This window comes from Bacillus sp. 123MFChir2 (assembly GCF_000383235.1).
Lineage (GTDB): Bacteria > Bacillota > Bacilli > Bacillales > Bacillaceae_G > Bacillus_A.
The window spans coordinates 1-19,360 of record NZ_KB910943.1; the positions used below are offsets into that span (position 1 = coordinate 1).

The 19,360-nt window shown below is 39.0% G+C and carries 14 protein-coding genes and 4 tRNA genes; 14 read left to right on the forward strand and 4 right to left on the reverse strand.

Annotation, left to right across the window (positions count from 1 at the left end; translation table 11 throughout):
- The 10 genes from H280_RS0111935 (at position 1) to H280_RS0111980 (ending at position 10,550) form a co-directional block, all read left to right on the forward strand.
- Positions 1 to 77: transfer RNA gene (locus H280_RS0111935), tRNA-Ile, on the forward strand.
- 3 nt (positions 78 to 80) lie between these two features.
- A tRNA-Asn gene (locus tag H280_RS0111940) sits at positions 81 to 155 on the forward strand.
- Between the two features lie 8 nt (positions 156 to 163).
- Positions 164 to 254, forward strand: a tRNA-Ser gene (locus H280_RS0111945).
- A gap of 6 nt (positions 255 to 260) precedes the next feature.
- Positions 261 to 332 (forward strand) — tRNA-Glu (locus H280_RS0111950).
- Between the two features lie 548 nt (positions 333 to 880).
- A complete protein-coding gene (locus H280_RS0111955) occupies positions 881 to 1,825 on the forward strand; it encodes an L-lactate dehydrogenase (RefSeq protein WP_020061360.1) in 945 nt (314 codons plus the stop codon).
- A gap of 354 nt (positions 1,826 to 2,179) precedes the next feature.
- A complete protein-coding gene (gene glgB, locus H280_RS0111960; RefSeq protein WP_034303787.1) occupies positions 2,180 to 4,087 on the forward strand; it encodes a 1,4-alpha-glucan branching protein GlgB in 1,908 nt (635 codons plus the stop codon).
- Positions 4,035 to 5,165: a glucose-1-phosphate adenylyltransferase gene (locus H280_RS0111965; RefSeq protein WP_020061362.1), complete on the forward strand. Its 1,131-nt coding sequence runs from the start codon at positions 4,035 to 4,037 to the stop codon at positions 5,163 to 5,165. Before glgB ends, H280_RS0111965 begins: the two co-directional genes overlap by 53 nt.
- Before the next feature lie 289 nt (positions 5,166 to 5,454).
- Positions 5,455 to 6,483, forward strand: a complete 1,029-nt coding sequence (locus H280_RS0111970) for a sugar phosphate nucleotidyltransferase (protein WP_020061363.1) — start codon at positions 5,455 to 5,457, stop codon at positions 6,481 to 6,483.
- An 85-nt stretch (positions 6,484 to 6,568) separates the two neighbouring features.
- The gene (gene glgA, locus H280_RS23570; RefSeq protein WP_020061364.1) at positions 6,569 to 8,074 is read left to right on the forward strand and encodes a glycogen synthase GlgA; all 1,506 of its coding nucleotides are present in this window, start codon (positions 6,569 to 6,571) and stop codon (positions 8,072 to 8,074) included.
- 67 nt (positions 8,075 to 8,141) lie between these two features.
- On the forward strand, positions 8,142 to 10,550 hold the full coding sequence (locus H280_RS0111980) for a glycogen/starch/alpha-glucan phosphorylase (protein WP_020061365.1): 2,409 nt from the start codon (positions 8,142 to 8,144) through the stop codon (positions 10,548 to 10,550).
- 223 nt (positions 10,551 to 10,773) lie between these two features.
- On the opposite strand, the gene H280_RS0111985 is transcribed toward H280_RS0111980, so the two are convergent.
- Both H280_RS0111985 and H280_RS0111990 read right to left on the reverse strand, forming a co-directional pair.
- On the reverse strand, positions 10,774 to 11,496 hold the full coding sequence (locus H280_RS0111985; RefSeq protein ID WP_020061366.1) for a lipase family protein: 723 nt from the start codon (positions 11,494 to 11,496) through the stop codon (positions 10,774 to 10,776).
- A gap of 364 nt (positions 11,497 to 11,860) precedes the next feature.
- Positions 11,861 to 12,643, reverse strand: coding sequence for a TIGR00266 family protein (locus H280_RS0111990; RefSeq protein WP_020061367.1), 783 nt, complete (start codon positions 12,641 to 12,643; stop codon positions 11,861 to 11,863).
- 291 nt (positions 12,644 to 12,934) lie between these two features.
- Here H280_RS0111990 and cspD point away from each other — a divergent pair, with 291 nt between their 5' ends.
- Positions 12,935 to 13,135 carry a cold-shock protein CspD gene (gene cspD / locus H280_RS0111995; protein ID WP_020061368.1) on the forward strand — a complete coding sequence of 67 codons (201 nt, stop codon included), beginning with the start codon at positions 12,935 to 12,937 and terminating at the stop codon, positions 13,133 to 13,135.
- A 44-nt stretch (positions 13,136 to 13,179) separates the two neighbouring features.
- On the opposite strand, the gene H280_RS0112000 is transcribed toward cspD, so the two are convergent.
- On the reverse strand, positions 13,180 to 13,911 hold the full coding sequence (locus tag H280_RS0112000; RefSeq protein WP_020061369.1) for a yteA family sporulation protein: 732 nt from the start codon (positions 13,909 to 13,911) through the stop codon (positions 13,180 to 13,182).
- A 281-nt stretch (positions 13,912 to 14,192) separates the two neighbouring features.
- Positions 14,193 to 15,146, reverse strand: coding sequence for a 1,4-dihydroxy-2-naphthoate polyprenyltransferase (locus H280_RS0112005; RefSeq protein ID WP_020061370.1), 954 nt, complete (start codon positions 15,144 to 15,146; stop codon positions 14,193 to 14,195).
- Positions 15,147 to 15,393: 247 nt separating this feature from the next.
- On the opposite strand from H280_RS0112005, the gene H280_RS0112010 reads away from it, so the two are divergent.
- From H280_RS0112010 to menH, 3 genes are read left to right on the forward strand one after another with little or no spacing between them, the layout of a single operon-like run.
- Positions 15,394 to 16,788 (forward strand): isochorismate synthase, encoded by a 1,395-nt coding sequence (locus H280_RS0112010; RefSeq protein ID WP_020061371.1) that lies wholly within the window; start codon positions 15,394 to 15,396, stop codon positions 16,786 to 16,788.
- Positions 16,785 to 18,539, forward strand: coding sequence for a 2-succinyl-5-enolpyruvyl-6-hydroxy-3-cyclohexene-1-carboxylic-acid synthase (gene menD, locus H280_RS0112015; protein ID WP_020061372.1), 1,755 nt, complete (start codon positions 16,785 to 16,787; stop codon positions 18,537 to 18,539). Before H280_RS0112010 ends, menD begins: the two co-directional genes overlap by 4 nt.
- Entirely contained in the window at positions 18,536 to 19,354 is an 819-nt protein-coding gene (gene menH, locus H280_RS0112020; protein ID WP_020061373.1) for a 2-succinyl-6-hydroxy-2,4-cyclohexadiene-1-carboxylate synthase, read from the forward strand. Before menD ends, menH begins: the two co-directional genes overlap by 4 nt.
- Positions 19,355 to 19,360: the final 6 nt, after the last annotated feature.

Sequence of the window (19,360 nt, forward strand, 5' to 3'; positions counted from 1 at the left end):
GGGCCTATAGCTCAGCTGGTTAGAGCGCACGCCTGATAAGCGTGAGGTCGATGGTTCGAGTCCATTTAGGCCCACCATATTCCGCAGTAGCTCAGTGGTAGAGCTATCGGCTGTTAACCGATCGGTCGTAGGTTCGAGTCCTACCTGCGGAGCCATATAATATAGAGAAGTACCCAAGTGGCTCAAGGGGCTCCCCTGCTAAGGGAGTAGATCGCTTACGCGGTGCGAGGGTTCGAATCCCTTCTTCTCTGCCAGAAATTGGCCCGTTGGTCAAGTGGTTAAGACACCGCCCTTTCACGGCGGTAACACGGGTTCGAATCCCGTACGGGTCATATTAAAAAAGATAGCAGATTCTGCTATCTTTTTTTGCGTTTAAGAAAGACTAGTATTATGGTGAACAAAAGAACAGCCTACCAAGTTGACTTTTTAACATCTAAATCGCTGCTATGCAGAACAAAACATGGCCGCTACTTGCTGTCTATCTTTGTTTTAAACTTTGCACGTGGCAGGAAAAGGCCCTGGCCGCCTCTATGAATGGCCAGTTGCTCTCGCCCACCGAAAAAGAAAAGGGTTTTTATGTTAGTTTCTTAATTTGCATTTATATAGCTGAGTAGTTACAAAATAAGTATAATATTATATATTTTATTTTTCACAATCTAAAGAAAACGCTGCCATTGAGATTGATTCCATGCTTGGTATTATAACTTTCTCCTATCTGTGAAAAAGTTCACAAATAGGTCATAAAATGTGAATACATTCACAAATAAACGTGCTACAATATGTGTGTAAGGAAGTTAAACAATATAAAATCAGTATTTTAATTTTTTACTTAAATGACAATGCTAATAATGATATTAGAAAATAGAGAGGGGATTTTACCATGAAAAAAGGTATCAACCGCGTAGTATTAGTAGGAACAGGAGCTGTAGGTTGCAGCTATGCATACTCTATGATTAACCAAGGTGTAGTTGAAGAGTTTGTTCTTGTTGATGTAAACGAAGCAAAAGCAGAAGGCGAAGCAATGGACTTAAGCCATGCTGTTCCATTTGCACTAGCTCCAACAAAAGTTTGGAAAGGTAGCTATGCAGATTGTAAAGATGCAGATCTCGTTGTTATCACTGCTGGATTACCACAAAAGCCAGGTGAAACTCGATTAGATTTAGTTGAGAAGAATACAAAAATCTTTAAACAAATCGTTCGCGGTATTATGGATAGCGGATTTGATGGTATCTTCTTAATCGCAACTAACCCAGTGGACATTTTAACTTATGTAACTTGGAAAGAATCTGGATTACCAAAAGAGCGCGTAATCGGTTCTGGTACAACTTTAGACTCTGCTCGCTTCCGTTATATGTTAGGTGAGTACTTAGATATAGACCCACGTAACGTGCATGCGTATATTATTGGTGAACATGGTGACACAGAGCTTCCTGTATGGAGCCATGCTTCTATCGGTGTACAAAAGCTAGAAACAATCTTAGCGAACAATGAGCAGTACAAACAAAGTGACTTAGATGAAATCTTTGCAAATGTACGCGATGCTGCTTATCATATTATTCAACGTAAAGGTTCAACTTACTACGGTATTGGTATGGCACTATTACGTGTAACTAAAGCGATCTTAAACAACGAGAACAGCGTATTGACAGTATCTGCATATCTTGAAGGACAATACGGACAACGAGATGTTTACGTAGGTGTTCCAGCAGTTATCAACCGTCAAGGTGTTCGAGAAGTTGTAGAGCTTGAATTAAATGCAGAAGAAGAATTGAAATTTGATCATTCTGTAAAAGTGCTAAAAGAAACTATGGCACCAGTACTATAATCCAAATTGTATAAAATCCCTTTCCGGCCTCCCCTGTATTTCACCCCTTTGCCGGAAGGGGTTTTTTTATGTATTACTTTAGTGGAAAGTAATAACAATATAGCGGTAAATTCCTTTTCTTTTCCACTAAAAAAATTATTCTAAAATAAAACGCTTACAATGAATATTCGTCAAAATTCGATATTTTTTAATTAAATTCCATGAAATTACCACGAATTCCTATAAAAAAACGTATGTTTTTTTAGAAATTCGCAAGGATATTTCAATTTACCGAAGAATAGTAATAACATATTTAAAATTCTGTCATCTTGTGAGGTGAACATAGTGATTGAGACAAAGTGTAATGTGAAAGACATGTTATTGTTCCATGAAGAAAAGTTTTATGATAGCTACGAGATTCTTGGTGCTCATTTGACGGTGGAAAATGGGATGGAAGGCACACGTTTTTCCGTATGGGCACCTCATGCACAAGCTGTGAGTATTGTAGGAGATTTTAATGAGTGGGATAGCGAGATGCATGAAATGATACGAGTGACAGAGAAAGGGATTTGGTCTTTATTTATACCGAATATTCCTCAGCAGAAATTATATAAGTATGCAATTCAAACGAGAGAAAGGCATACGATTTTAAAAGCTGATCCGTATGCAATGTATGCTGAAGTTCGGCCAAATACGGCATCCGTTGTTTACGATATAAAAGGTTATAAATGGAAAGATCAGAAGTGGTTTCAAAAAAAGAAACGAAAGTTAATCTATACTGAAGCATTAGCCATTTATGAGATTCACTTTGGTTCTTGGAAAAAGAAAGAAGATGGGTCTTTTTATTCTTATAGAGAAATGGCAGATGAGCTTATTCCGTATGTAGCGGAGCATCAATTTACTCATGTTGAAATTATGCCGCTTGTTGAACACCCGTATGATCGTTCTTGGGGGTATCAAGGAACGGGATATTATGCACCGACAAGTAGATACGGAACACCACAAGATTTTATGTATTTTGTCGATGAATGTCACAAATATGGGATCGGTGTCATTTTAGATTGGGTACCAGGACATTTTTGTAAAGACGCTCATGGACTTTATTTATTTGACGGAGAACCGACGTATGAATATAAAGATCTTGATGTGCAAGAAAACCGTGTATGGGGGACGGTAAATTTTGATTTAGGAAAACAAGAAGTGCGAAATTTTCTTATTTCAAATGCTTTGTTTTGGATGAAGCATTATCATATTGACGGCTTTCGAGTGGATGCGGTTGCGAATATGTTGTATTGGGAGCGTAGTGGAGGGCAGGGAAGCAACGAGAATGCGGTATCATTCCTGCAGCAGTTAAATGAAGCTGTATTTGCAGAAGATCCCACTTTCTTAATGACCGCAGAAGATTCAACGGCATGGCCGCTCGTAACAGCACCGACTTATGAAGGCGGACTTGGCTTTAATTATAAATGGAATATGGGCTGGATGAATGACATTTTAAAATATATGGAATGTGCGCCAGAGTATCGGAAATATATACATGACAAAGTAACATTTTCGCTGCTGTACGCGTATTCTGAGAATTTTATTTTACCTTTATCGCATGATGAGGTTGTACATGGGAAGAAGTCACTGTTAAATAAAATGCCGGGTGATTATTGGTCGAAGTTTGCTCAGCTTCGTTTATTGTACGGCTATTTATTTACACATCCAGGGAAGAAACTGCTCTTTATGGGTGGTGAGTTTGGTCAATTTGATGAATGGAAAGATCTTGAGGACTTAGATTGGAGTTTACATGATTTTGAGATGCATAATTGTGTGCATGATTATTTTAAGGAGCTCATAGCATTGTATAAGCGCTCTAAGCCGCTTTGGCAGCTTGACCATACACCGAAAGGCTTTCAGTGGATTGATGCGGATAACCGTGAGCAAAGTGTTTTTTCGTTTATTCGCCAAGGCGAAAGAGAAGAAGATGTTCTTGTTATCGTGTGCAACTTTACAAGCGTGGTATATGAAAACTATAAAGTTGGCGTACCGGAATTTCGCTATTATAACGAAATTTTAAATAGCGACAGTTCTGCATATGGCGGTTCAGGGAAAATTAATAAGAAGCGATTAAAGGCGATTATGGCACCTTACCATAATCAGCTTGCACATGTCGAAATGACAATACCACCATTTGGAATTTCAATTTTACGACCAGTGAAAACACGAAAGGGGAGTAGTAAACAGGATGGTTCAAAAGCAGAAGTGCGTAGCGATGTTATTAGCAGGGGGAAAAGGTAGTCGTCTAAGTGCATTAACAAAAAATTTAGCTAAGCCAGCTGTTCCATTTGGGGGGAAATATCGCATTATTGATTTTACATTAAGTAACTGTGCGAACTCTGGTATTGAAACAGTCGGGATTTTAACACAGTACCAGCCGTTAGAGTTGCATAGTTATATCGGTATTGGAGATGCATGGGATTTAGACCGTGTAAATGGAGGGGTTACTGTACTTCCTCCTTATGCGGAGTCTTCAGGTGTGAAATGGTATACAGGAACGGCAAGTGCCATTTATCAAAATTTAAACTATTTAAAGCAGTATGATCCAGAACATGTTCTCATTTTATCTGGAGATCATATTTATAAGATGGATTATGCCAAAATGATTGATTACCACATAGAACGAGAAGCAGATGTCTCTATTTCTGTTATTGAAGTACCTTGGGATGAAGCGAGCCGCTTTGGTATTATGAATACGAATGAAGCGATGGAGGTTGTTGAATTTGAAGAAAAACCACAATTTCCAAAAAGTAACTTAGCTTCAATGGGAATTTACATTTTTAATTGGGTTATTTTAAAAGAGTATTTAGAAATGGATGCAAGAAATCCAGAATCTAGTAATGACTTTGGGAAAGATGTGATTCCACTTTTATTAGATGAAGGTAAAAAGCTTGTTGCGTACCCATTTAGCGGATATTGGAAAGATGTTGGAACAGTGAAGAGCTTATGGGAGGCAAATATGGATCTACTTCAGGAAGATTCGTCGCTTAATCTATATGACCTTGATTGGAGAATTTGTTCTGTAAATCCGAATCAGCCGCCGCAATATATTGCACCATCAGCAGAAGTGGAAGAATCATTAATAAATGAAGGTTGTGTTGTTGAAGGAAACGTACAGCATTCTGTATTGTTTCAAGGGGTAATTGTAGAGGAAGGGAGTAGGATTGTTGATTCAGTTATTATGCCAGATGCCAAGGTTGGAAAGAATGTTGTGATTGAGCGTGCTATTGTGGGACCAGGAATGGTTATTGAAGATGGAGCGATTATTCGTCCAGAAAAAAATATAGAGGACGTTGTGTTAATTGCAGAGGAAATGTAAAGTGAGACGAATGATTTGCAAGGAAAGGTATATATATTGAAAAAACAAAATGAAAATCCCCTTTCTTTTTAAGGGGGATGAGAGCATCTGGCCATGCGTAGAAGCGGTCAGTGCCTTATCCTGCCACATGCAATAGTTTAACACAAAGGGAGTAAGCGAGAGCAGGTCTTTTTTTGTTCTGCATAGCAGCGATTTATATGTTGAAAAGTCAAAATGAATTTCTATAAGAGGTTTTTATGAATGATTATTTTACTTTCTGTTAGAGCGTGACGAAAAGGGGATGAGATGAGTGAGAGAATCAATGTTAGGAATTATTAATGCGACAGAGAATTTTCCATCACTGCAGCAAGTAACAAATCATCGATCGTTGGCGGTATTGCCGTTTGGTGGGCGCTACCGTTTAATAGATTTTATGCTTTCTAATATGGTAAATTCTCATATTCATAGTGTAGCTATTTTCACAAGTCATAAAAATCGTTCGCTCATGGATCATCTCGGTTCTGGGAAACAGTGGGATTTAGATCGGAAACGCGACGGCTTATTTTTATTTCCTCCAAATTGCCAATGTGCTCAAGATGAGTTTGGCTCGTTTGCTCATTTTAGCAGACATATTGATTACTTTTTACGTAGTAAGCAAGAATATGTTGTCATTACAAACAGTCATGTTGTAACAGCGCTTGATTTTCAAGCTGTATTAGAGCGTCATTTATATACAAACGCACATATTACGGAAGTATGTCACCGTGGTAAGTCGCTTCAGACATATGTATTAAAGAAGGAGTTACTATTACACTTGTTTGAGACGTATCAAGATATGGGCTATTATAGCTTACTTGATATTGTCAAAGAAAAACGAGACACTTCGTTGCGTATGGAAAGTTATGAGCATACTGGTTATGTAGCCGTTATAGATTCAATTGAAAGTTACTATAAGCATAGTTTAGAAATATTGCAGCCGGAAATTTGGAAGCAAGTCTTTCAGAAAGAGGCGCCAATTTTTACGAAAGTAAAGGATGAGCCGCCAACAAGGTACGGAAAAGAGGCAAGTGTACATAATGCGATGATTGCTAACGGCAGCATTATCGAAGGGGAAGTAGAAAACAGCGTTGTCTTTCGTTCTGTAAAGATTGGAAAAGGCTCTATCGTTCGTAATAGTATTATTATGCAAAAGAGCCAAATTGGAGAGAATTGTATACTAGATGGTGTAATCCTCGATAAGGATGTAAAAATTCAAGATGGAACAATATTAACAGGTTCAAGTTATCCATTTGTTGTAGAGAAAGGAAAGATTCAAAGCAGTAATGTAACAATACAGTAAGATCAGAAATTGAGAGGAGGAATCTGCATGCTAGGCATAGGTAAATGTTTTACCTATGCCTAGCTATTGCGGAGAGACGATTACAGTGAATATTTTATTTGCAGTATCAGAGTGCGTACCATTTATTAAATCGGGTGGATTAGCAGATGTAGCTGGGGCACTTCCAAAGGCGTTACAAAAACTTGGGATGAACGTGCGCGTTATGCTTCCCTATTATAGTTTAATTCCAGAGAATATAAGAAACAAATGTGTGCTTCATAAAGTGATTACGGTTCAGCTTGGTTGGCGTAATCAATATTGTGGTATTTTGAAATTGGAACAGGGAGGAATTACGTATTACTTTATCGACAATGAGTATTATTTTAAACGTGATTCCATATATGGTCATTATGATGATGGCGAACGTTTTTCATTTTTCTCAAAGGCGGTATTAGAGTGTATTCCGCATTTAGATTTTGAAGTGGATGTTCTGCATTGTCACGATTGGCATACAGCGATGGCAAATTTTTTATTGCGGGAGAAATATCGTGAGCAGCCATTGTATGAAAAGATAAAGACTGTTTTTACGATTCATAATTTGCAGTTTCAAGGTGTGTTCCCGCGCATTGTTATGCATGACTTATTAGAGCTTGGTGATGAGTATTTTCATAGTGAACAACTTGAGTTTTACGGAAACATTAACTTTATGAAAGGCGGAATTATTGCCTCTGATATCATTACAGCGGTAAGCCCGACATATAAAGAAGAAATTCAATATTCGTTTTTCGGAGAGAAGTTAGATGGTTTATTACGTAAATATAACGATAAACTTATTGGGATTGTGAATGGAATTGATGATGTTTTGTACAACCCAAAGAATGATAAAACGATAGCGGCAATGTATGATGCAAATTCACTCTATAAAAAAAGAGAGAATAAACGAGCTCTGCAGCGTTATTTTGGATTACCAGAAAAAGAAGATGCACCAATTATTGCAATGGTTACTCGTTTAACGAAGCAAAAAGGATTAGATTTAGTGCGTCATGCTTTTCATGAAATGATGCAAGAAGATGTGCAATTTATTGTACTTGGGTCAGGTGATAAAGAATATGAACAGTTTTTTGAACAAATGGCATATGAATACTCAGATAAAGTGAAAGTATATATCGGATTTCATGAAGAATTGGCACATCAAGTATATGCCGGGTCTGATTTATTTTTAATGCCATCTTTATTTGAACCATGTGGTCTTGGACAGCTCATTGCCCTTACGTACGGGGCGATTCCAATTGTACGGGAAACAGGCGGTTTAAATGATACTGTTCAATCGTACAATGAATATACAAATGAAGGAAATGGTTTTAGTTTTACGAGCTTTAATGCGCACGATATGCTGCATACAGTGCAGCGAGCCTTGCACTATTACCACGACACCAAGGTATGGCAATCTCTTATGAAACGTGCGATGACGGAGGATTATAGCTGGAAGCAGTCTGCCGAGAAATATAAGGAGCTATATGAAAGCTTGTTCGGTTCAAATCAAGAACCGCAATCTAATGAGGAAGAAAAGATGAGTAATCAGAAGCAACCGATTTTTTCTGTTAACAAGTAGTAGGGTAGAGCTAACCAGCAGTGGAAAAACCATTGCTGGAAGTTTCACTTTGAAAGAGGTGAGAAAGTTGTTTTCAAATACAGAGGATTTTAAAGCTGCTTTTTTAGAAAAACTAGAAACAATGTATGGAAAAAGTTTTAAAGATTCGACTGTGCAAGATCAATATAATACGCTCGGTCATATGGTACGTGAATATATTAGCCAGCGCTGGATTGGGACGAATGAACGGTACCGAACAGATAATCAAAAGCAAATGTATTACTTATCTATTGAGTTTTTATTAGGGCGTTTGTTAGGAAGTAATATATTAAATTTAGGAATACGCGATGTATGTGAACGAGGATTAGAAGAGCTGGGGATTTATTTGCAAGACCTTGAGGAAATGGAAGCGGATGCTGGCCTTGGAAATGGTGGGCTCGGTCGTTTAGCAGCCTGTTTTCTTGATTCGCTTGCTTCGTTAAATTTACCAGGGCACGGGTACGGGATTCGCTATAAGCACGGTTTGTTTGATCAAAAAATTGTGGATGGTTATCAAATTGAATTGCCAGAGCAATGGCTGCGGCACGGGAATGTTTGGGAAGTGCGAAGGCATGACCAAGCAGTAGAAGTTAGTTTTTGGGGACAAGTTGATACTTTTCAGTCTGGTGGGCGTCTTGAGTTTCGGCATATCAATGCGGAAACGATTGTGGCTGTACCGTACGATGTACCTGTTGTTGGGTATGAAACAAGTACCGTCAATACATTGCGACTTTGGAGCGCAGAGCCTGTTCCGTTTCCACCGAATTGCAAGGATGTATTGAAGTATAAACGGGAAACAGAAGCAGTTTCGGAGTTCTTATATCCAGATGATACGCATGATGAAGGGAAAATACTTCGTTTGAAACAGCAGTATTTTCTTGTGTCGGCTAGCTTACAAAATATTGTGCGATTGCACCGAGAACGAAATGGTACGCTTCGTAATTTACATGAGAAAATTGCTATTCATATTAACGACACGCATCCAGTTTTAGCTATTCCAGAATTAATGCGTATTTTGCTTGATGAGGAAAAGATGAATTGGGAAGATGCATGGCATATTACAACACATACGATTTCTTATACAAATCACACAACCTTATCGGAAGCGTTAGAAAAATGGCCAATTCATATTTTTGAACCGTTGTTACCGCGTATTTATATGATTGTCCAAGAAATTAATGAGCGCTTTTGTCATGAGTTATGGGACCGCTATTCGTATGATTGGAATCGCATCGAAAACATGGCGATTATCGCTCATGGGCTTGTGAAAATGGCGCATTTGGCGATTGTGGGGAGTCATAGTGTAAACGGCGTTGCGAAAATTCATACGGAAATATTAAAGCAGCGAGAAATGCGCTTGTTTTATGAATTTTATCCAGAGAAGTTTAACAATAAGACAAATGGAATTACGCATCGGCGCTGGTTATTAAAAGCAAATCCGCAGCTATCGAATTTAATTTGTGACACGATTGGAACGGATTGGATGAAAGAACCGGATCAGCTGCAAGCATTAGGAAATTATAAGTACGATGCAGCGTTTCAGGAGTCGCTTCATAATGTAAAACAAGTGCGAAAAGAATTGTTAATGAAACGGATTGAAAAACAAACCGGTATTGTTGTCGATCCATATTCTATTTTTGACGTACAAGTAAAACGTCTGCATGCTTATAAGCGGCAGTTGTTAAATGTACTGCATATTTTATATTTGTACAATCGATTAAAGGAAGATGCTAGTTTTTCCTTTTATCCGCGCACATTTATTTTTGGGGCAAAGGCATCACCTGGATATTATTACGCGAAAAAGATTATTAAACTTATAAATGAATTGGCACGGAAAGTAAATGATGATCCGTATGTCAATCAATATATGAAAGTTATATTTCTAGAAAACTATCGTGTTTCACTTGCTGAAGATATTTTTCCAGCCGCAGATGTGAGTGAACAAATTTCAACCGCAAGTAAAGAAGCATCGGGAACTGGAAATATGAAATTTATGATGAACGGTGCGGTGACACTAGGTACATTAGACGGTGCGAATGTTGAAATTAAAGAGGCCGTTGGGAATGATGCTATTTTTATTTTTGGTTTAACGGCCGAGGAAGTACTGCATTATTACCAAAATGGTGGTTATCGTGCTAGCGATTATTATCATCATGATATGCGTATTCAAAAGGTTGTCAATCAGCTGACAAATGGTTTTTTTGAAAATGCAGGCGATGAGTTTGAAGCTATTTTTGATTCTTTTCTTATTCAAAATGACGAATATTTTGTTCTCAGAGATTTTGCACCATATGCTGATATGCAAGAAAAAGTTGGAGAAATATATGAAAGTCGAAAAAAATGGTTGGAAATAAGTACAATGAACATTGCAAAATCTGGTCATTTTGCAAGTGATCGAACAATCTTGCAGTACAGCCATGATATTTGGAGGATTACAGAAGGGATGAGGGCTAGGTAAAGAAACGACTGCTTCAAGCAGTCGTTTTTTACCTAGCCCACCAATATAATATATCGGCGACTTTTTATGAGATATCGGCGCTTCGACACAATATAAAGACCCTTCGACGTTGTTCGACATGCAAGAAACGACTTGGAACATTCCAAGTCGTTTCTTGCATAGTAGGTCCTCTTCTCCAAAGTGTACTTCGAAAATATTATGATAATTTTTCTAATGTATTCCTTTAAAAATGAGAAGAAATTGCCATTTTATATGTTGTAATATGATGGTTTTTGATAAAGGAACGCATATTTTTTGTAAATGTCATACTTCGATGCGTATGAGAATATTCCCATTCATTTTCTTCAAATTGTACTTTACGGGGAGGAAGAAGTGGAACAACATCAAATAAATTTACGAAACGAAAGCTATTGGCAACTTGCATTTTATAATAATTTCGGAAGGCGATATCACCGACTTTTGGAGAGCCGAAACTGTAGAGTGTGTAATGAGGGAATGAAGTGTTTACGCGGGCATCTAGTATATGTAAAGTAGCAAGGGCTCCTCCTAAACTATGCCCTGTAACGAAAAGAGCTTTTGAGGAAGGTAAGGAAACGAGAGTGTCCATAATTGTATCTCGGCATGATTCATAAATAGAAAGAAAACCACTATGAACGTTCCCGCTATTTGCGGTAAATGGGTACGACTTTTGTTGGACGATCGAATCAGCAATCCAATCACGGTCTGATTGTGTCCCGCGAAAGGCTACAATAATTTGCTCGTCTGATTCCAAAATGAATCCAAACCATTCTGTCATTTGAATAGCTGTTGCTTGAAAGCCCTGTACATAATTGAAACCTTTTGGAATAGTAAAAATGCCATTTTGGTTATATTGCTCATATGTTAATTCACAACACGTAGCTAACAATATAGCGGTATCCTTATGAAAGGATACGGAAGTTGGCATAGAAAAATCCTCCTCATGATGAAATATTATTTATATAAATCCAATTGAAAAAGCGACATAACACCCCTTTTCTTAGATGGGCGAGAGGATCTGACCGTGCATAGAATCGGTCAGATCCTCTTCCTGCCACATGCCAGACAAAAACAAAAAGTGAGTGTAAGTCAATTTTTGTTTTGCATAGCAGTAACTTAATGTTGAAAAATCAAAATGGATTTATATAAATATATGAAGAGGATGTATGTTTCATTCTTTTATTCCGCTATCTGCGGTCGGTAATACTGTCCACGAATAACCCGATGGGTGAGGGTTAATAATCAGTGGGGGATGAAGAAAAACCCCACTGATTAAAGTTTCACTTTATAGATTATTCGTTTCCATCAAGTATGCGGCCGATCCCGCCAAGAACGCTTCCTTCACCAGAAGTTTTTGCTCCTGGTCCAACGATGCGCTGTGCTAAGCGGCTTAATGTTAAGGATTGCACCCAAACGGTTCCAGGCCCTTGTAGTGTTGCGAAGAATAGACCTTCGCCGCCAAAGATAGCGCTTTTTACATTCCCAACAAATTGAATATCATAGTCAACATCTCTCGTCATAGCAACAAGGCAACCTGTATCAATTCGTAACTTTTCTCCTGGTTTTAAATCACGTTGATAAACAGTTCCACCAGCATGCATGAAGGCAAGACCGTCACCTTCAAGCTTTTGCATAATAAATCCTTCACCGCCGAAGAAGCCGCTGCCAAGTTTTTTTGTAAATTCAATGCCGACAGAAACACCTTTTGCAGCACATAGGAAAGAATCTTTTTGACAGATTACTTTTCCTTGATATTTCGTTAAATCAACAGGAATAATTTTCCCAGGGTACGGAGCAGCAAATGAGACGTGACGTTTTTCATATCCTGTATTTGTAAATACAGTCATAAACATGCTTTCACCTGTCACGAGGCGCTTTCCAGCACCAACAAGCTTACCAAAAAATCCACCTGTTTGGGCGGAACCGTCACCAAATACGGTTTCCATTTCAATATTGTCTTCCATCATCATCATAGCACCGGCTTCAGCGACTACGCTCTCCTGTGGATCTAATTCAATCTCAACAAATTGCATATCATCGCCATATAACTTGTATTCAATTTCATGTGCTTTCATCATTTCACCTCAAATAGTAAATATGTAGTAATACATTTATATTGTACCGAAACATTTCCAAATAGAAAATACAAGTTTTGTTAATTTTTAAATGAAGTATTCCTGTTTTGTTTGACGTTTTATTTCGGGCATGATATAGTAAAAGAACTATTGAGCTACATAATGTGGTACGGAAATAAAACGTGTTCGTTTCAAAGCATTAGCTTGTGAGAAAATCATGATATTTATCTCGACCGTTGTATGTGGTTTCCAATAGATAAATTTCTTTTTTATTTTTAGGAGGTACATGCAATGCAAACAGGTAAAGTAAAATGGTTTAACGGCGAAAAAGGTTTCGGTTTCATCGAAGTTGAAGGTGGCGAAGATGTATTCGTACATTTCTCTGCAATTCAAGGCGACGGATTCAAAACTTTAGAAGAAGGTCAAGAAGTTTCTTTCGAAATCGTTGAAGGTAACCGCGGACCTCAAGCTGCTAACGTTACTAAAAAGTAATGATGGCAAAAAGAAACATTCCTGAATAAGGAATGTTTCTTTTTTTATGGCCTTGAACTGGACTCGTCTGAGGAAAGTTCGCCTTTAAAGGTTCTTGCTTCGTAGTCATCTAGCATTTGTTCATATTCCTCATGTTCTTCTGTAGCGTATACTTGTACGTTTTTTCCGTACATATCTGTTCCGATAAAGTTTTCGAAATCCTCCACATATCCGCGGGGCTCTTCAGCATCTACGTACATCTCATTAAAATTTTTAGAGTCGCGGCGCTCTAAATCAGCAGGTGTTTCTGATGTTCCGTATAAAGCAACGTCTTGCCAAGCATCTTCAGCATCATATCCAACGGCACTATCCATATCATATTTACCAAAAGGCGGTTCAATCAGTTCTTCCTCAATTGGACGCGCGCCTAGGATTAGCTTATTATGTGTATGTTCGATACAAGTCGTTGCGGTTGGCATTGCTTCTAAACGTTCAACTGGAATGGGTTCGCCTGATACTTCACAAATTCCATATGTTCCAGCTTCTATTTTTTCTAAGGCATGTTTTACATCTGTAAGTTGTTTATGCCAAAATTCTACTAATCCTAAGTCTTTTTCGCGTTCATACAATTCTGTTCCCATATCTCCAGGATGATTATCATATGCCGAGAGTTCACCAACTGCATCGCGTTCAGAAGCTTGTCCTTTATCTTCATGATTTTGCAGCGTTTGTTCCAGCTCTTTCTTTTGCTTTTGTAGTACAGATTGAAAATGATCCATTTGTTGTGGAGTTAGCATAAAATCCACCTTCCTACAATTCGGTTTCTTTAAGTAGTATGAGCTCAATTGCAGGAATTATTACGTTAATATAACGGCACGTTTTAGAACTATCGGTGGGCCATGCATAGAAGCGGTTAGGGCCTTTTCCTGCTCTGTGCGAAGTTAAACTAAAGAGAGAAAGCAAAGGAACTTTTTGTTTACATATAACGGTGCTTCGGCGCAATATAAAGACGTTTCAACAACATATGACATGAATACATGACAAGAAAAACGCAAGTGCTTCCACACTTGCGCTTTTCTCATAGGAAATATCCAAGTAATAACCCAATTCCCATTAAAAATCCAAAAATTGTATTTGTTTTTGCTGTGGCAATCATTGCAGGTGCCATTTCCATTGGAATACTCTTTCCGATAAAACCTTTTGTTGCTTTAAATGCCTTTGGAGCGCTTAGAAAGACTACAAGCATCCACGGTGAGGCGATACCGACAAGAATAAGGGCAATCGTCCATATATAAGAAATGATAAACATGGATGCTAATACGCTGATTGCATTGTTTCGCCCAACTAAAATAGCTAATGTTTTTCTGCCGTTTTCTTTGTCGCCATCTAAATCGCGAATATTATTTGCGAGTAGAATGGCTCCGATTAAAATTGCACTTGGAATGGAAAGTAATACAATTTCTGATGTTACGTTTCCGGTTTGAATAAAGAATGAAATTCCAATAATAATAACACCCATAAATAACCCGGCTGTTAATTCACCAAACGGTGTATAGGCAATTGGAAGTGGACCGCCAGTATATAAATAGGCAACAGCCATACAGATAAGACCAATTGCTGCGAGCCACCAACTGGAGTTCATGCAAATGTAAACTCCTAATAAAATTGCAATGCCAAAGAATCCAAACGCCAAGTTCAATACTGTTTTCGACTGAATTCCATCGCGAACAATTGCACCGCCAATCCCAACAGATCCTTCATGATCGAGCCCTCTTTTGTAATCAAAGTATTCATTAAACATGTTTGTTGCTGCTTGTATGAGAAGGCAAGCAAGAAGCATGATAAGGAAAAGAGGTACATTTATTTTGTTAATCCCATCAACTTGCATCGCATAAGTTGTTCCAATAAAAACAGGCACAAAGGCTGCAGTTAATGTATGAGGACGTAATAAGCTCCACCAAATACGCCAGCCTGTTTGTTTACTTGGTTTTGGCTGCATGGAAGAGGAATTCATTTCAACTTTTGCTTCCATATGGAATCCTCCTATCTGTTTGTTTTATAAGGTAAAAATGAGTTCTTATTTCCCATTAGAGCGGGAAACGTACACAAAAAGTACACAATTAAGTGTAGGAAAAGTGTCATATAGTGTCAACGTTTATTTTCTAGGAATGTGCTCGGATTTTCTCAGAAATGCTAAACATTGACACACCTTTCATATGAGGTGTATCTTAAAATCAAGCGTATTTATGACTATTTTTCGCCCATAGGGGGGAGATTCTGTGATTCAAACGAAACAACATGATATAAAAGATGTGATTCTGACTGCAATTCAACGCGCAGCTAAAGGGCAAGTACTTGTTAGTTGTGTAAAGCAAGTGGAATGGATCGATCCACTCCTTTTTTATGCAGCAGGAACACAATTTAGATATAGAGATAGATGTTACTTTGCAGACCCAGCGCAGCATGTTATTTTCGCTGGAGTAGGCTCTGCTTTTACTATAGCAAATTCTTCTAAAAAGCGCTTTCAAAATGCTCGTGAAGAATGGGAAAAGGTGAAAGGAGAAGCGGTAATTCACCGCAGTGCTTATGAATTTGGAACGGGACCGCTTCTATTTGGTGGTTTTTCTTTCGATCCGCAAAAAGAAAGAACAGATTTGTGGAAGGCATTTGACGATACAACGCTGCAATTACCAGCCTTTTTATTAACGGTAAAGAATGAAAAAGCTTGGTTAACAGTAAACCGTTTCGTATCTGGAGATGATTGTGCGGAAAAGATTTACGAGGAATTACAAAGTGCTGAGAAGCAATTGTTACAGCAAAGCAAGCATTCCTTCGCAGAAGAAAATGTACCCATTCTTTCAAAAGTAGAAGTAGAACCGGAGAAATGGCTTACAGCAATTGAACAAGTACAGGAAGAAATGAAGCGAGGAGCTGTTCAAAAAGTTGTGTTAGCTCGTGAAATGCAACTTGTTATGGATAAAGATGTGGATTCGACTTCTGTTTTGGCAGCACTTCGCATGGGGCAACCGGATTGTTATGTATTTGCGTTTGATTATAAAGGAACGTGCTTCTTAGGAGCAACGCCAGAGCGGCTTCTTCGTAAAGAGGGAGAAATATATGCATCCATGTGTCTTGCCGGTTCGATTGGACGAGGTGCTTCAGAAGAGGAAACGAAAGAGAATGGATATGAACTTTTACATGATAAGAAAAATTTAGCAGAGCATAGTTATGTAGTAAACATGATTCGCAGTGTGTTAACAAAGCATTGTGAAACAGTTGCTATTCCATATGAACCAAGTTTATTAAAGACAAAAAATTTACTTCACTTATATACATCGGTAGAGGCAAAGGGAAATGGTAATTTGTTATCAATAATTGAAGAACTTCACCCAACACCAGCTCTTGGAGGAACGCCACGAGAAGAAGCACTAAAACTGATTCGTGAAGTAGAGCTATTAGACCGGGGTTTATACGGAGGGCCAATTGGCTGGATTGATGAGCAAGGAAACGGTGAGTTTGCGGTAGCGCTTCGCTGCGGGTTATTGACTGGCAAACATGTTTCATTATTTTCCGGTTGCGGTATTGTCATCGATTCGAAGCCGCATTTAGAGTATGAAGAAACAAGATTGAAATTTAAGCCGATGCTTTCTGCTTTGGAGGGACTATCTAGATGAGCGATCATATAGAAGCATTATCATATTACTTAGGCGCGTTTGTTGATGAATTGGCGCGCCTCTGTGTAGAGGATATCGTTATTAGCCCGGGTTCGCGGTCAACGCCGCTTGCCTTATTAATGGCGCAGCATGAACAAATTCGCACATATTTACACGTAGATGAAAGATCAGCGGCCTTTTTTGCGCTGGGCATTGCCAAAGCAAAAAAACGCCCTGTTGCCTTGCTATGTACATCAGGAACAGCGGCAGCAAACTATTATCCCGCTGTATGTGAAGCATTTCATTCGCGGGTGCCGCTTCTCGTATTGACAGCGGATCGTCCGCATGAATTGCGAGATATTGGGGCACCACAAGCGATGAATCAAATTCATTTGTTCGGTTCGTTTGTGAAACAATTTATAGAAATGGCACTTCCAGAAGCAGCAGAACCAATGTATCGGTATGCACGAATGACAGCTGGGCGCGCAGTTGCTCAGGCGTTGCAAACGCCAAAAGGACCTGTTCATCTCAACTTTCCGCTTCGTGAGCCGTTAATTCCCGATTTTTCTTTAGAGGAATTATGGGAAAAAGGTCGCGGAGAATACCAGGCAACTGTTCATCAAGGGACAATAGCAATGACGGATGAATATGCAGCATCTTTACGAGAGCGCCTTTTGCATATGGAAAAGGGGCTTATTGTATGTGGTGATGATAGTCATCCGGATATCGCCGAAGCTGTCGTGGCTTTTTCTGAAACATATGGCTATCCGATTCTTGCAGATCCGCTTTCTGGCCTTCGCAGTGGTGTGCATCGTAAAGAGACAATCATTGATTGCTATGATACTTTTTTACGAAATGAGCAACTTCGTGATAGCTGGAAACCAGATGTGATTATTCGCTTCGGCGGTATGCCGGTTTCCAAAGCAATTATGCAATATTTGAAAAAGCAAACGGAAGCCTTGCATATTGTCGTTGACGAATCTGGAAACTGGCGAGATCCGATGCTTACGTCCACAGAAGTTGTGTATGCAAGTGATGCTACATTTTGTGAGCAACTTGTAAATGGTGCGAAGCAGAAAAGCGAGCGAGAGTGGCTTCATATGTGGAAACAGATGAATGCCGTAGTAAAAGAGAAACTTACGGAAATAAAATCGTATGAGTATGCATTTGAAGGAAAAGTAATTACAGAACTTGTAGATGTTTTGCCGGAAGATGCAACTTTATTTGTAAGTAATAGTATGCCGATTCGTGATACAGATACGTTTTTCTTCACAAATGAGAAGAATATTGAGGTATCAGCTAATCGCGGTGTAAACGGTATTGATGGCATTGTTTCGACGGCACTTGGCGTAAGTGTAGCTCGCAAGCCGCTCGTATTAGTTGTGGGAGATTTATCATTCTACCATGATTTAAACGGATTGCTGGCTGCAAAGCTGCACAATTTACATGCGACGATTGTGGTTGTAAACAATGATGGCGGTGGTATTTTCTCATTTTTACCACAGTATGAACAAAAAGAACATTTTGAAGCGCTATTTGGCACGCCGCTCGGACTTGATTATGAACATGTCGTGAAGATGTATAGCGGTTCATTTCAGCGTGTACATACGTGGGAAGCATTTCGTCATGAAGTAGAACAAGGAACGAGAGAAGATGGCCTGCATGTCATTGAAATAAAAACGGATCGTGAAGAAAACTTGCAGCTTCATCGTGATATGATGGCAAGAGCAGCAACAGTTGTTTCAAGGGTACTGCAAGGTGAAGAGGAATGAAAGTAAACGTGCATGGTATCTCTTACGAATATGAAGTAATCGGAAGTGGCGAGCCGCTTCTTATTCTTCATGGCTTCACTGGTAGTATGGAAACGTGGCGTTCGTTTGTTCCGGCGTGGAGCGAGCAGTTTCAAGTCATTTTAGTTGATTTGATCGGACACGGTAAAACAGAAAGTCCAAAAGAAGTCCAGAACTATCATATAGAAACGGTAGCTGCGCACCTCATTGCGGTGCTTGATCATTTACAAATTGAGAAAGTGCATCTATTAGGGTATTCTATGGGAGGGCGCCTTGCCCTTACGCTTGCTTGCTTATATCCAAAGCGGATTTCTTCTCTTTTATTAGAAAACTGTACAGCAGGACTGATAACAGAAGAGGAACGTAAAGAGCGCAGACAAAAGGATGAACAGCTTGCAGACAAGATTGAACGAGAGGGCGTTGCTACTTTTGTTGAAAAGTGGGAAAACATTCCGCTCTTTGCTACGCAAAAAAAATTATCTTTTCATGTACAAGTTCGTGTACGTGAAGAAAGATTAGCGAATCATCCTCGGGGCCTTGCCAATAGCTTACGGGGCATGGGAACAGGGGCGCAGCCATCTTGGTGGAATGAACTGGAGCACTTGCAAATGCCAGTCTTACTTATGAGCGGAGAATATGATGAAAAGTTCTTTTACATCTTAACAAAGATGAAAAAACAGATCCCTCATGCTGAACTTGTACAAATTATTGGAGCGGGCCATGCAATTCATGTGGAACAACCGCAAAAGTTTGATACAATAGTAAGGGGCTTTTTGCAAAACATTAAAAGGAGGTAGAAATAC